The sequence below is a fragment of the Corallincola holothuriorum genome, assembly GCF_003336225.1.
Taxonomy (GTDB): domain Bacteria; phylum Pseudomonadota; class Gammaproteobacteria; order Enterobacterales; family Neiellaceae; genus Corallincola; species Corallincola holothuriorum.
In genome coordinates this window covers 20181-33804 of sequence record NZ_QPID01000008.1, presented here as the reverse complement: position 1 = coordinate 33804, position 13624 = coordinate 20181, and the positions used below count along the sequence as shown (strand labels likewise).

11 protein-coding genes are annotated in these 13624 nt (G+C 48.7%); 6 read left to right on the top strand and 5 right to left on the bottom strand.

Going from position 1 to position 13624, the window contains the following annotated elements; genetic code table 11:
• Position 1: 1 nt before the first annotated feature.
• Together pncB and DU002_RS13215 are read right to left on the bottom strand one after the other, a co-directional pair.
• Positions 2-1222: a nicotinate phosphoribosyltransferase gene (gene pncB, locus DU002_RS13220; RefSeq protein WP_114338875.1), complete on the bottom strand. Its 1221-nt coding sequence runs from the start codon at positions 1220-1222 to the stop codon at positions 2-4.
• Between the two features lie 13 nt (positions 1223-1235).
• A complete protein-coding gene (locus DU002_RS13215) occupies positions 1236-1901 on the bottom strand; it encodes a nicotinamidase (RefSeq protein WP_114338874.1) in 666 nt (221 codons plus the stop codon).
• A gap of 191 nt (positions 1902-2092) precedes the next feature.
• Here DU002_RS13215 and DU002_RS13210 point away from each other — a divergent pair, with 191 nt between their 5' ends.
• The 3 genes from DU002_RS13210 to DU002_RS13200 are packed head-to-tail and all read left to right on the top strand — an operon-like array spanning position 2093 to position 3929.
• On the top strand, positions 2093-2632 hold the full coding sequence (locus tag DU002_RS13210; RefSeq protein WP_147271862.1) for a nicotinate-nicotinamide nucleotide adenylyltransferase: 540 nt from the start codon (positions 2093-2095) through the stop codon (positions 2630-2632).
• A gap of 4 nt (positions 2633-2636) precedes the next feature.
• A complete protein-coding gene (locus DU002_RS13205; protein WP_114338872.1) occupies positions 2637-3368 on the top strand; it encodes an NUDIX hydrolase in 732 nt (243 codons plus the stop codon).
• Between the two features lie 12 nt (positions 3369-3380).
• Positions 3381-3929 (top strand): NUDIX domain-containing protein, encoded by a 549-nt coding sequence (locus DU002_RS13200; RefSeq protein ID WP_114338871.1) that lies wholly within the window; start codon positions 3381-3383, stop codon positions 3927-3929.
• A 372-nt stretch (positions 3930-4301) separates the two neighbouring features.
• Here the strand turns inward: DU002_RS13200 and DU002_RS13195 are convergent, their stop codons facing one another.
• Complete coding sequence (locus tag DU002_RS13195; protein WP_114338870.1) at positions 4302-5276, bottom strand: inositol monophosphatase family protein; 975 nt, start codon at positions 5274-5276, stop codon at positions 4302-4304.
• Positions 5269-6348 carry a phosphotransferase gene (locus DU002_RS13190; protein WP_114338869.1) on the bottom strand — a complete coding sequence of 360 codons (1080 nt, stop codon included), beginning with the start codon at positions 6346-6348 and terminating at the stop codon, positions 5269-5271. The genes DU002_RS13195 and DU002_RS13190 overlap by 8 nt, the downstream gene beginning before the upstream one ends.
• A 293-nt stretch (positions 6349-6641) precedes the next feature.
• On the opposite strand from DU002_RS13190, the gene DU002_RS13185 reads away from it, so the two are divergent.
• Both DU002_RS13185 and DU002_RS13180 read left to right on the top strand, forming a co-directional pair.
• Positions 6642-7910, top strand: a complete 1269-nt coding sequence (locus tag DU002_RS13185; RefSeq protein ID WP_114338868.1) for a TAXI family TRAP transporter solute-binding subunit — start codon at positions 6642-6644, stop codon at positions 7908-7910.
• Between the two features lie 4 nt (positions 7911-7914).
• Positions 7915-9084 carry a cache domain-containing protein gene (locus DU002_RS13180; RefSeq protein WP_158538059.1) on the top strand — a complete coding sequence of 390 codons (1170 nt, stop codon included), beginning with the start codon at positions 7915-7917 and terminating at the stop codon, positions 9082-9084.
• A 34-nt stretch (positions 9085-9118) separates the two neighbouring features.
• Here DU002_RS13180 and DU002_RS13175 read toward each other — a convergent pair whose 3' ends face one another.
• A complete protein-coding gene (locus tag DU002_RS13175; RefSeq protein ID WP_114338866.1) occupies positions 9119-10840 on the bottom strand; it encodes a DEAD/DEAH box helicase in 1722 nt (573 codons plus the stop codon).
• A gap of 396 nt (positions 10841-11236) precedes the next feature.
• Here DU002_RS13175 and DU002_RS13170 point away from each other — a divergent pair, with 396 nt between their 5' ends.
• Entirely contained in the window at positions 11237-13582 is a 2346-nt protein-coding gene (locus DU002_RS13170) for a TonB-dependent receptor (protein WP_114338865.1), read from the top strand.
• Positions 13583-13624 lie beyond the last annotated feature (42 nt).

Here is a 13624-nt window from a genome sequence, read left to right as displayed (position 1 = left end):
CTTAGATATTGGCCAGAACTTTGGTCCGCACATCCATATCAACCGCAAACGTATTCATTAAATATTCCAGAAAACTGCGGTCTCGACACATTGTTTTTCCAGGGCTATCGGAGATCTTCGCCACTGGATGACCATTTAGACGCACCATCTTCATCACCATGTTCATCGGCTTGTTCACGCCAAAGTCGCCCATCAGCCAGGTCCCAATACCAAAACTGGTTTTAATCCTGCCTTGAAAATGACTATATATCGCCACTGCCTTTTCAAAATTAAGCCCATCGCTAAATACCAGCGTCTTCTGGCTTGGGTCGACTTTCAAAGCTTCTAAACGGGCGATGATCTTGTCACCCCAAAGAATGGGATCACCGGAATCATGACGATAGCCATCGTATAACTTAGCGAAATATAGGTCCAAGTCGTTGCAGAAGGAATCGACGCCAATAATATCCGTCAAAGCAACACCCAAATCTCCGCGATACTCCGTCACCCAATTATCCAATGCCGCACGTTGAGAGTCGACTAAACGATAATTTAGCTGCTGGTGGGTTTGAAACCATTCGTGAGCCATCGTACCAATACAGCTAACGCCAAACTCCCTTGCAAGCAACGGGTTAGACGTACCCACAAAATTCTGAGGTAGCTGTTGCGTTAGCATATCCACTACCTGTTTTTGTGCCGAAAAAGAAAAACGACGACGAGTACCGAAATCGGCAAATCGGAAATCGGATAAATCACACTTATCCCCAAGGGCTTCCAGCTGCTTTATCTTGGTATAGGTCGACTTTCTAATCAGATCACTGTCGACCTCAGGATACCGTTGCCGATTACGGATCTCAGAAAGGCACGCCATTAAAGGGATTTCAAAAGGCGACACATGCAATTGCGGGCCTCTTGCGGTCACTTGTAACTGGCCATTGACGGCGTTCAAGGAGAGCAAAGAGGGATCATAACGGAACAGCTGCAACCAACGCAGATAGTCTGGTGACAAGAAAGAAAAGTTGCTAGCAAGGTAGTTGTACTGATCATCCGTCAGATAGAGCTCAGATAATCCTTCTAATTCCGCCCGCAGCAGGCTGACATAAGGAGTTAAATCTTCATCGGTGCGACATTTGAATTCCCATTCCGCTTCAGCACCGGGGATTTGGTGCAAATAAGCTTGCCCCATCGTCAACTTATAAAAATCGGTGTCTAACATACTCTGAACACTGGTACGGCCAAACATATTGGTTTCTCCTTTAACCATTGGCAGGGGCGACAGCATCACCCAGGAAGCTGGGCAACTCAACCACGTTTTCACAGATTTTCACACCTGCTTGTTCAAGCTCAAGGCGTGCCGCATGAATGCTTTCATCTGCAATACCTCTGCAGGCTTCAATCACCACGATGACATTAAAGCCTGCATTTTTGAGCTGAATAGCCGTCGTTTTAACACAGTAGTCGAGTGCTAAACCGGCCACTAGCGTTGTGGTGACCTGCTTGCAGCGCAACCACTCGATCAGTCCCGTCGACATACGATCATTCAAATCGTGGTAGCAAGCTCCGTAGGGGTGCATCTCAGGCTCCATGCCCTTATAGACATGAAAGTCGTACGCTTCTAACGCTGGCAATTCATCTAACAGTTCAAAACCAACTGTACCGGGTACCGCATGAGCCACCCATGTCAGATCCGCGTTTGGCATAGCCAGTGGCTGGAGCATTTCGTCGTGGCTTTTCACCACCCAAGGCGCGCTGGGGCTATGAGCGTCCTTAGTCACGACACGGAGATCGGCAAAACTCGCCATCGCATTAAGTGCAGGACCAATTTCATCGCCCCCAGGCACAGGCAGTTCATTGGGGCACAAGGGCGTGAATGTCTTTTGCGGATCAACATCTATCGATGCAATCAAGTTCCGTTTATTCATAATTCCGTTCTCCATACATAGCCTTATCGCCACGCTTATTGGTATCTCTAAAACACCTTTAAGCAGAAAGGTATTGCAAAAATACCTTTCTGTCAACTATGATGAGCCTCAATAACTCTGAGCCATGACACACAAGCTAGCTAATCCGCTTTTCTGTGTCTCTTCAACAGCAGCAACAGGTTGTGATCAACATGTCAGATAGGACGACACAAAAAATTGCGGTATTCGGATCCGCATTTAACCCCCCTACTCGCGGACATCAAGATGCTATTTCCCAGCTAACGGAACAAGGTTTCGAAGTATGGCTTGTACCTAGCTTTAAGCATGCATGGGGAAAAGAGATGGCCAGCTATGAGGTACGCTGCGAGATGGTGGCTGCATTTATAGGTGACTTGGACAATCCCGCAGTTCAACTCATGGCCATTGAAGATCAGTTACAGCAAGCAGATAAACCGATCTACAGTATGACGCTAATGGAGCATCTGCAACGTGCCTACCCTGCGGCATCTTTCGCTCTGGCAGTAGGCCCTGACAATGCAAATAATTTCTCTAGCTTCCACCGTTCCGACGAGCTTTTAGCGAATTGGCCATTGGTTGTTGTGAACGAACGCGCGCCAATCAGAAGCACATTGGTCAGAGCACGAATCGCCAATGATGAGGACATTAGCCAGTGGGTCACTCCTGCCGTACGCGATGTGATCCACCAGCATCAGCTTTACCAAGGAGGGTAGTACGATGTTTGCAACCGTTGATGTCGCGCTGTTTCGGATCAACCCTGACGTTGGCACAGGACAACTTGAACTACTGCTCTGGCGACGTAAGGCAGACAGCGATACCTTTCCAAACTGCTTTGCCTTACCTGGCGGATATGTTTTTGAAAACACAGACGAGCAACTGCAAGATACAGTTAGCCGCCTGATCATCAACAAGGTCGGCGTTGAACCCGCGCATATCGAGCAGGTTTGCACTGTCGGTAATGCCAAACGCGACCCCAGAGGTTGGTCGATGACAGTGCTGCACTTAGCACTGGTGCCCTTCTCTCGTTCGGCCTTGGTATCTGATGAACAATGCTGGGTACCAGCGCGACACTATGCAAACAGTACTGCGCAGGAGCAGAACAAAGGGGACAAAAATCAACAAAATAATGATCACGCGCTCCCTTTTGATCATAACCAATTAGTTACACTCGCCGTCGAGCGCCTCTCCAGTAAAGCACTGTATACCAGTCAACCACTGTATCTCGCTGAGCCAACCTGCTCACTTCCCGAATTACAGCGGATTTATGAAGAACTACTGCAAAACAAGCTACATAAGAAGGCCTTTAGAGACAGATTATTGGCAACCAATTTGCTGGTAGATACTGGAAAACGGATCCAGGGGCGGGGTTCACCCACCGTGCTTTATCATATTCAACAAACAGGCATTACGACCTTCGAGCGCGTGATGCAGGGTCATAAAAAGGACTAAACAGGAAAACATATGGATATCGAAATTATCTCGAAAAAGAAAATGTACAACGGCTACGCCAAAGTAGAGCAATGGCAAGTATCACAAAACGGCCAAACAAAAACCGTTGAATGTGTTCAGCGCGGTCAATCAGTCGCAGTGCTGCCTTATGATCGCAACACCGACTCAGTGTTAGTGGTCTCTCAGTTTCGCCCTGGCGCAATAGACCAAGGACCAAGCCTGATCGAAATGGTGGCAGGCATGATTGATGAAGGTGAAACCGCGGAACAAGCAGCACTCAGAGAAACGATAGAAGAAGTTGAACTCGCGTTAGACGGATCGGCCTTAACCAAGCTCGGCCGTTTTTACCTAAGCCCCGGCATCAGTACCGAAACAACCACCATTTTCCTTGTCGAAGCAGACCTCAGCCAAGTAGATGTCAATAAAATTGGCGGACTGGTGGAAGAAGGCGAGCAGATCCGCAAGCACCTGATCTCCGCGCAAGAACTACGCACTATGCTAGCCAGTGCGAACGGTGCCAGTGTGACCTTAGCACTTGCCGCAAGCGCACTCCCTTTATAGAACAGAAAGTTTCCTCATGAAGTGGTTTATCAATACCTGAAAGCGTAACAACGCTAGGCGATAAGGCATTTAAAGAAAACAACATCGGATCTGTCGAGCTGCCGCAAGCTATTGGGAAAGATGCATTCTTTGGCAATCCAGGCGAGCAACAGCAGATGAACCTTTATGGCAATGACGTAGCAGAAACGTATGCCAGCACTGACAGCAACATTCTGTATTCTGGGCTAAAAATGGCAGGTTCTGACGCTTAGCTGTGCATCTAAGGAGTGGATCACAATGCAACACGGGACGGCTCAGGTGATCTGGGTCGCCCCCGCAGTTCGTTCATGGAGTCATTGATTGCACCTCTACAATCTCACCTCAATCGCAGTATTAAAGCTGACCTCTATTGGCTATCGCCATGATCATCTCGGCGATACGGCTATCAGTCGCATACAACACACCACGATGATTCATGAAAGTAGAATCACAACGATTAAGATCCAGCGGCGCACCATAAATATCACTAACCCAGCCATCTGCGGCGCTTGTAATAGCGGCGGTGGCGGCAAAATCCCACAAACTACCGCCGCCAGGATGGGTCTTCGGTAATTTAAAGTAGCAGGCGGACGGATGTTCCAGCACCTGTATCGCGTTCATCACAGCACCGGCATCATGGGCTATGTCTATCGCCGAGTATCCTAATAACTGAACCTGTTGCTCAAGCCGAGACATTAGTATTTTGAAATTGGCTTGCTGAACAAAACTACGGTCAAAAAAACAGCTCAATATGGGTTGGCTATGATCTTGCTCAGTCGCCGGAAACAGGTTGTGAACCTGGCTGCCTCCGATGCCCTTGGGTTGCCAAGGCAAGCCATTCTTATAGAGCAGATGCTCACTGCCGCACACAACCCCTTGATATAAATTATTACTGGACGGATGCGCCACCACCCCCAGTAACGGCTGGCCTAGCTTAGATACCAAAGCAATAGAAACGGCGTAACCAGCGCCACCTTCAATAAAAGGCAAAGTGCCATCCAGCGGATCAATACACCAGAAGTAATCCCTGGTTAATCTGGGGTGCTGAGCGTGACCATACTCATCGGCACTTTCTTCGCCAAGCAAAGCAATCTGCCATTGCTCGCAGCTCGGCTGTAAGTGCAGCTTAATCAGCTGTTCACACGCAATATCCACCTGCGTCACCACTTGTGAAGCCAAGCTGTCACCGCCAACCTTGTCCTGTACTTGCAGCGCTGAGCGGTCAAAACTCTGAATATAGCGGGCGGCAGCGGTGGCGGCTTTACTGGCATAAACCAGCAATAGTTTTAGCTCCTGTATCGACAATTCAGCGTTAGCTTGCTCAGTCATGATCGACCTTATTATCCGACGCCACGATGGGGTTCACACTAGCCGGCTCTGCTGCGACTTGATCTAACGCTAGCAATGCTTGCTCGGTGAGGCTTCGGCTGTAGTCATTTATCTTCCAATGGTCTGGGCACCAGCCCTGAACAAAGCGCTGAAAATCAGCCCAGGTGATCGCAAACATAAAGCGCCACTCCTGCTCCAGCGCTGGCCAATCAACAACGGCTGTCTTGCTCTGTCGCTGCAACGCTTCGAATAAAAAACGGAAATAGGTATCCAACAACGGTTCTTGCCATTCTTCACATAACGCTGGCGGCACCGCACTACTAATGAATAGCATCAGATCCTTGATACCTGGGCCTTGGCCGACATATTGAAAGTCAACCGCTGCGGCTCGTTTACCATCTGCCGAGAAGCAGAAATTCGCCAGCTTGGCATCACCATGGATCAGCGTCTGATAGCGGCATTGTTTGATCGCGCCATCAAGCGCTGGTGCCGCTTGCTGTAAGCGTAAATCTGTCATCGCCGCTAATTCATCAGGCCGAGTGTCTAAATGCCAATAACCGCCTACCGGCCATAATTCATCCGCCGCTTGGTCAAGAAAACGGGCATGAAAATTGGCCAGCCAATAGATGCAGGCCTCTATCTGCAGGACATTAGGCTGCTCAATCAACTCAGGAAAATCGATAGCGAGATCTTCTAGTACCAACAGCATTTCGTCTGCATGGCGTTCGACAAATAAACAGCGGGGTACTCTGCATGTTGGCAAACATGAATCAGCATAAATCTGATACCAATGCTGTTCCACATCGTAAGAGTGCATTTTGCGTTGAAACGAGAGATCGCTATTCCAACCTCTGGGATGGTCTACCGGCGCACGAAAGAGGATATGCTTAACAACAACGGAGCTAAGTTGGGGAATGTTGGTATTGTCGCTCATGCTGTCAACATGCACCAATGAGACCCTAAATAGCTCCCCTAATCCACCCCATAAACTTTGAATAGGGGTAACCTCTGCCAGTCGTTCGGCTCCCGTTACTTGCAGTATTTTGTCCCGGACAATAGCTGAAATAGCCATGAAAGCATGTCAATAATGAATAGTTTTCCGCAGTCTACACCAACGCCTAAACAGGAGGACAAGGTTTATTCACGGCTGCTATAAGTTTCATAATCGTTTTAAGCGCTATGTCTCAATAGATCATCCTCTACGCGACTTAGATTAACCGTTACGAGTAATCCAGCAGCCGTTGATAAGCGATATTTAACAAGCCAAAGCAGTCGCTTTGTATCGTGCTATCATGCTGAAATAAGCACCAATAACCACGGCTAAATAGTCGCCAATATTAACCGCACGACCTAGGAGATAGAGCCATTCGCACACGTCTGTTTATTTTGGGCCTAATTTGGCTGGCACTAATAAGCGCCACAGTGCTCTGGTTCATATCAACGCAAGAAACACGGCTGACAATCGCTGCAGGGCCACGTCACAGCGAATCGTTTGAGCTGGCCTCTGCCATTGCTAAAGTCTATAACCAGCAGAATGAGCTCTCCCAAATAGATGTTTTTGAGACTGGCGGTTCATCAGACAACATCCGCTTATTGCAAGCCGGTCACGTTGACTTCGCAACCACACAAGCGGATGCACAGGTCAATGAAAAGAGTACCGCAGTGGCCTCGCTATTTGTTGATGCCTACCAGCTCATCGTCAACGATGCATCTAACATAAATAGCTTCAACGAATTACAGGGCAAGTTTGTGGTGACGGCACCACTAATCAGTGGCCAACACGATTCGTTCTGGTTTGTGGCCGACCATTATGGCCTCACGCAAGATGATTTAACGGCTTTGCCTATGTCAGAAGAAGCCGCTAATTTCGCCATGGTAATGGGACAGGTTGACGCCGCTTATCGAGTACGGGCGCCAGGCAACCGCGCTATCCGTGCGCTGGTGAGAAATCAGCAAATGCATATTGTACCAATCGAGCATGCTGAAGCGCTGTCTCTACGACACTCCTCTTTAAGCGCTGGTGTTGTGCCTGCCGGCGCGTATCGGGGATCGCCTCCCGTACCGGAACGAGATCTACCAACAGCCGTGTTGGATCGAGTTTTACTGGCTCACAAAGACCTCGACTATGAGGTGGTCAATGAACTCACAGCGCTGTTATTTGAACATCATTCTGAGTTAGCAGCGCACAGTAAATTAGCCGGGTTTATTAGACCTATTACTGATGACTCTGATATTCCTATCCCGCTACATCCCGGTGCTCAAGGCTATTACGATCGCGAAAAACCAGGATTCCTACAAAAGAACACTCGCATGCTGGCGTCGTTTATTTACGTAGGCGCTTTTGTTTCATCATTGGGACTAGCGCTCCGCTCACGGGTAATGCGCCGACGAAAAGTACGGGTTAGTGAATACACACTGCAGCTGATGAATATCGCGGAACAAGCGCAACAAACACAAGAAAATGCTCAGCTCCATGAGCTTAAAGATGAACTGGTCAAAATCCTCAACACCGTAGTCACTGATCTCTCGAAAGATAAGGTGACCCAAGAGGAGTTTGAACATTTCAGCTTTACCTGGCAGGCGGTGAACACGCTGGTTCGAGATCGTTTAGCCTTCGCGAATGGGATGGAGTAGCAACATGGTACGGAACTTATCACTACGATCTTGGCTAATCACCGCTCTCATTCTGGCGCTGCTGTTTATCAGCAGTGGCATCTTTATTACCCACCTCCTCACCAATCGCCAATTAGATGAATCAGCGCAACGACTGCAACTGATTAACAGCCTGCGCAAGCAGGCTCTGCTGACCTATTTCGAAACCGCCAGTACCGAGCTAACCTTCTGGAGTTTGAACCCCAAATTGGTCAGTAAGCAAGCTGAACTCAACGCCCTGTGGGATAATTATGCGGCGACACAGGGAGACCCAGGCGCTAGGTTGCGCGAAGTGTATGTCGAAAAAAATCCGCACCCGAAAGGTCAATACCGAGAGCTGGTTGATACCGGCATTAAAAACTCCCGTTACAACGAGATACATGTAGAGCTTCATCCTATGGCTCGCCGCTTTGTGACTGAACGCGGTTATTACGATGCGTTATTGATCACCCCAAATGGAAATACGCTTTACAGCGTCGAAAAAGAGGCCGATTTTGGTGCGGCGTTGCTGGATGATTCATGGCGAGATACCTTACTGTCCACCACTTTTCAGCGAGCGATGGCAACACCTGGCAAAGTAGTTATCAGTGACATTGCCCACTACCAACCGAGTGGCGATGCGCCTACGATATTTATCGCACGTACGATGAGTAACAAAAACGATCAGGTTTTAGGAGTACTGGTATTTCAGCTACCCACAGATGAATTACGCCAGATCATGCATTTTAAAGCGGGAATGGGCGAGTCAGGTGAAACCTATTTAGTTGGTCAAGACTATCTCATGCGCAGCGACTCTCGCTTTGAAAGCTCCTCTACCGTTCTCCAAAAACAGGTAAAAACACCGGCCATTGAGAATGCTTTGGCGGGTAATGCCGGGGTTATGCATATACCAGACTATCGCGGCATACCGGTTTTATCTGCCTATGACTATATCGACTTTGACACTTTTCGCTGGGCTATTGTGGCCGAAATTGATCGAGCGGAAGCACTCAATAAAGTCAGCGGCATTCATGCCTCGTTGGCAGGTTTGATGGCTCTGTTCTATGTCTTAGCGCTAGGCTCAGTTTGGCTAATTCGTGGTGATGACATTGAATCACAAGAGGCGCTATCGCTAATGCTTGATACAGATAACAATGAGCCTGAACAGCCTATCTAAGTCAGCCACCCCCAAATAGCTGTGGCCCTTATCACTAAGCTTGATGAGCTTTGCGATAAGGCCCTTGATAATCAAAAATACGGTGCTCGATTTTCCAGAATTTTTTCTGCTGACGGGCGATCACAAAATCTGGCGCGACCAGATCAGCAATTTGATCGACCACCTCTACCGCCGCGGCCAAAGGCTGCGGCTTGGCCGTCACCCGACGACAAAACAGCTCATTGAACTTTTTCCGCTGCCCAGCGCTAGCAAAATCAAAGCGCTCTTTTAATTCTACGCCATCCTCATCGTGATAAATCAGTGTCAGCAACTCGCCATCCGCCTGAGCGGATATTCCCGCACAACGCAGCACTTTGCGATCTTTCAACTGCAATGCCTGCCGTAGCAAATTATCCGCATCAATCAGCTGCGCGCCGCAATCATGGCACTGTCGCGCCGCAATATCATTTTGTGCATTGCACTGCGGGCACTCTTTATATTGATAACGAAAACCACACTGGATCTGTTGCTCTGCATCGGCAGGATCATTCACCAAGCCCTGACAACGACGGCCATGATGCTCAATCACATCACCATCAGCATCCTTTAGTCCCCAAAACAGATTGCCATAACCACACTCAGGGCACAGCACCTGCACCAGTTCACTGTTTGGGTTTGGCCGCACAATGCCGATTTCCGGCTGATGCAGGTCATAATTATTACCTGCATAGTCAATCACCAAACAATCATCTTTGCCGTCATAAAGACGTAGGCCACGACCAACGATCTGCTGATACAAACTCACCGACGCGGTACGGCGCAAAATGGCAATCAAATCCACATGGGGCGCATCAAAACCGGTCGTCAGTACCGCAACATTGATCAAAAATTTCAGCTGCTGCTGTTTAAACTGTTCAATCAGCAGGTCGCGCTGTTTACCCGGTGTGGCACCAGTAATCACTGCTGTTTCAGCATTAGGAAGATAACGGGCAATCTCTGCGGCATGATTAACACTGGCGGCAAATACCATCACACCTCGGCGCTGCTCAGCCAACACCAACAACTGCTCACAGATCGCCTTGGTAACTCGCGGGCAACGAGCCAGAAACTGATCCAATTCGGCTTCCGTGTACTCTTTGGGCAACTCATCAAACTGGTAGCGCGCAGCAGGCGCATCAATCACGGTTGGCGGTGTCAGGTAACCCCGTGAGATCAAGTGGCGCAATGGCAGTTCATAGACACATTTCTTAAAAGGCACAGATTGGTCTGTACGCACATAACCGTGGTGGTGTTGCTGATAGATCCAGCCTTTGTCTAAACGGTAGGGGGTGGCGGTTAGGCCCAGCACTTTTAGCTGCGGATTTTGCTGACGCAGATGACTAATCACCTGCTGATATTGGCTTTCACTCTCTTCGCTGATGCGATGGCACTCATCAACGATTAACAGTGAATAGTAACCGCTGAACTGCTGCAGATTACGACTCAGCGACTGCACACTGGCGAAGGTCACAGCATGTTGGCTTTCTTTGCGCCCTAAACCGGCAGAATAGATACCACCATCAAAGCCATAGGCCTGAAATTTTGCGTGGTTTTGCTCTACCAGTTCTTTCACGTGGGCCAGCACCAAAATCGGAAACCGTGCCAGTCTCGCCAACTCGGCGATAACGATACTTTTCCCCGCACCGGTAGGCAACACAATGACCGCCGCGTCATCGGTTCTGCGGAAGTGCGTCAACACCGCATCAACGGCAGCCTGTTGGTAGTCACGTAGTTGCACTCAATCTCCCATCTCTACACCCATTAAACACACAGCAAACCCAACACTCAGAGCTTCAACAAGAACGCTCCACCATTCTAATAAAGAAGCCCCGTCTTTTGGATCTGCTGCGGTAGCGCTCAAAATAATGGCGCTCAAAAGCTCGCACTAAATAGCCAAGCCAAATAGCACAACCTATTCCCAAAGTAATAGGCACGATTAATGCTAGCCCTATAAATGTTACGTAAATGTATCGAATTTGTTGCTCTTTGATTCAAATAGAGATCAATTCGCACTTTTTTGAAGCATTACCTAAGTGAGCCTCACCAACGTAGCGCGAGATGCCTAACTAACATATCGCCAGTGAAGCTCACTCTCCAGAGAAACACCTAATAAAAACATAATTGGAAGATCAATATGCCGATTGCCAAGTTTAAACGGAGCGCTGTTTGCGTCGCTATCGCTGGGGTGCTACACACCCCTGTATACGCTGAAGACGAGCCTAATCTAGATGATACCGAAGGGTTGGAACGGATCTCTGTAACCGCCTCTCGTCGCGTTAATACCGTGCAGGAGATACCACTAAATATCACCGCTTTGGGTGGCGATCAGCTGGCCGACAACCGGATCACAGACTTAGTCGACGTCGCGAAATGGGTGCCAGGTCTGAATGTGGTTGACCAAGGTGGGCGTGGTCCCGATCAGATTATTGTCCGTGGCTTAAATACCAGTTCACTAGGGCCAACTACCTCTAATAGTGGTGGCGGCACAGTCGGTACCTACGTCGGCGAGATCCCTGTTTATGTTGATCTTTTTCTCAATGACATGGAACGAGTCGAAGTATTGATTGGGCCACAAGGTACGCTCTACGGAGCAGGAACACTGGCTGGAGCGATCCGTTATATACCTGTCAAACCACAATTTGACGCGTATGAAGCCAACATCACCGGTGGTGTCTCACAAACCAGCCACGCTGATGATATGAATTACGAAAGTCATTTCGTATTTAATTTCCCCCTCGGTGAGGACTTCGCCTTCCGCGGTTCAATGGGCTACGTCGAAGAGTCTGGCTTTATAGACTACAACTATATCGTTCGTGAGCCCGGCGTATCTAACCCACAGCCAGACTTCAGCAACCCTACAGATGTCAGCACGAATCTGCGTAAGCAAGCGGACAACAATGGCAACGAAACCGTTTACGGTCGCGCCTCTCTGCGTTGGAGTCCCATATCAGAACTCGATAGCACGCTTAATTACTACTACCAGAAAGAGAAACCGGAAGGGCGCTCATTAGTTCACACCGCGGCATTTAATACCGGAAAATATGAAAATGCCTACCGCTTTGAAGAGCCTAACGAAGTTAAAAACCAACTTATTAGCTTAGAGCTAAGCTATGACCTTGGTTTTGCTGAACTGGTGTCTGCAACAGGTTATTCCAAGTATGACGAAGAGGGACAGCGTGACCAGACAGATCTGCTACTCGACTTTGAATACGGTTACGAAGATTTCCCTTCGTTTGCCGCATTTACCCGAGAGATCGGCGAAGAGAAGACTTTAACCCAGGAATTACGCTTAGTTTCTACCGACGAGGGTCCATTCTCATGGATTGTCGGCGCTTATTATAATAAGTTCGAAAACGATGCAACCTCGGAAGAGTTTGTCCCCGGTTTACCAGAGTTCTGGGATGTGAACCGTCCAGACAATCTCGAATACTACTCAGTTCTAGATCAAGAGCTGACCGAAAAGGCCCTATTTGGTGAGGTTACTTTTGGTCTGACAGATCAATTAAGCCTGACCTTGGGTGGGCGCTATTACGATTACGAAGATGATGTCACTCAGGGCTTCGACCTGCCGCTGCTTAACACCATCTACGGTGCTGGCCCAGATGATATAAACCCAGATCTAGTGTCAGCCAATGCAACGGACGACGGCACCCTGCTGAAAGGTAATTTGGCCTATCAATACGATGAAGATGTTCTTATCTATGCCACGTATAGCGAAGGTTATCGTATCGGTGGTGTGAATGCGGTCGCCGAATGTCAACCGGATCAAAATCAGGGGCAGAACCTCTGTGCTCTGCCTAATGAAGTACTGATCTTACCTGATGAAACCAATAACTACGAAATTGGCTTGCACAGTGCGCTATTGGATAACACGCTCGAGCTAAATGCAGCGCTCTACTATATCGAGTGGGACGATCTTCAAGTAGATGGACGTACAGAGAATGGCGGCTTACCGATTACGATTAATGGCGCAGAAGCGATGAGCCGTGGTGTGGAAACCTCTGCCCGTTACCTGCTTACCGATGAAGTAATCGTTTACGGTACCTACGCTTACACCAATGCTGAATTGACCGAAGATGCTGCAGGTATCGGCGAAGACGGTGATCGCTTACCCGGCTCACCAGAACATCAATTCTCTGCTGGTGCCACCTACAAAACCGAAGTGTGGAATGGCAAACAGCTTGAAATTGGTTACACCATGACGGCGCAAAGCGACATACTAACAAAAACTGGCGAAAGAGATTTTGGCGAATCCCTTGCCGGTTACGCCATCCATAACCTATCAGCCAAACTCAGTTTCGATGATTGGGTTGTCACCTTATATGCCGATAACTTCACTGACAAATATGCACTCACATCAGTACGTGAAGACTATAGCAAGATCCGTCAAGTCGGTGACTTCGACCTTCGTCGTTATGGTCATTACGTCAATGAACCACGCACTGTAGGTCTCAATGTTACCTACTTCTTTGGTGACTGATTAGCTCAGCAACTCGTAAAGCGGCAGCGTTTACCCGCTGCC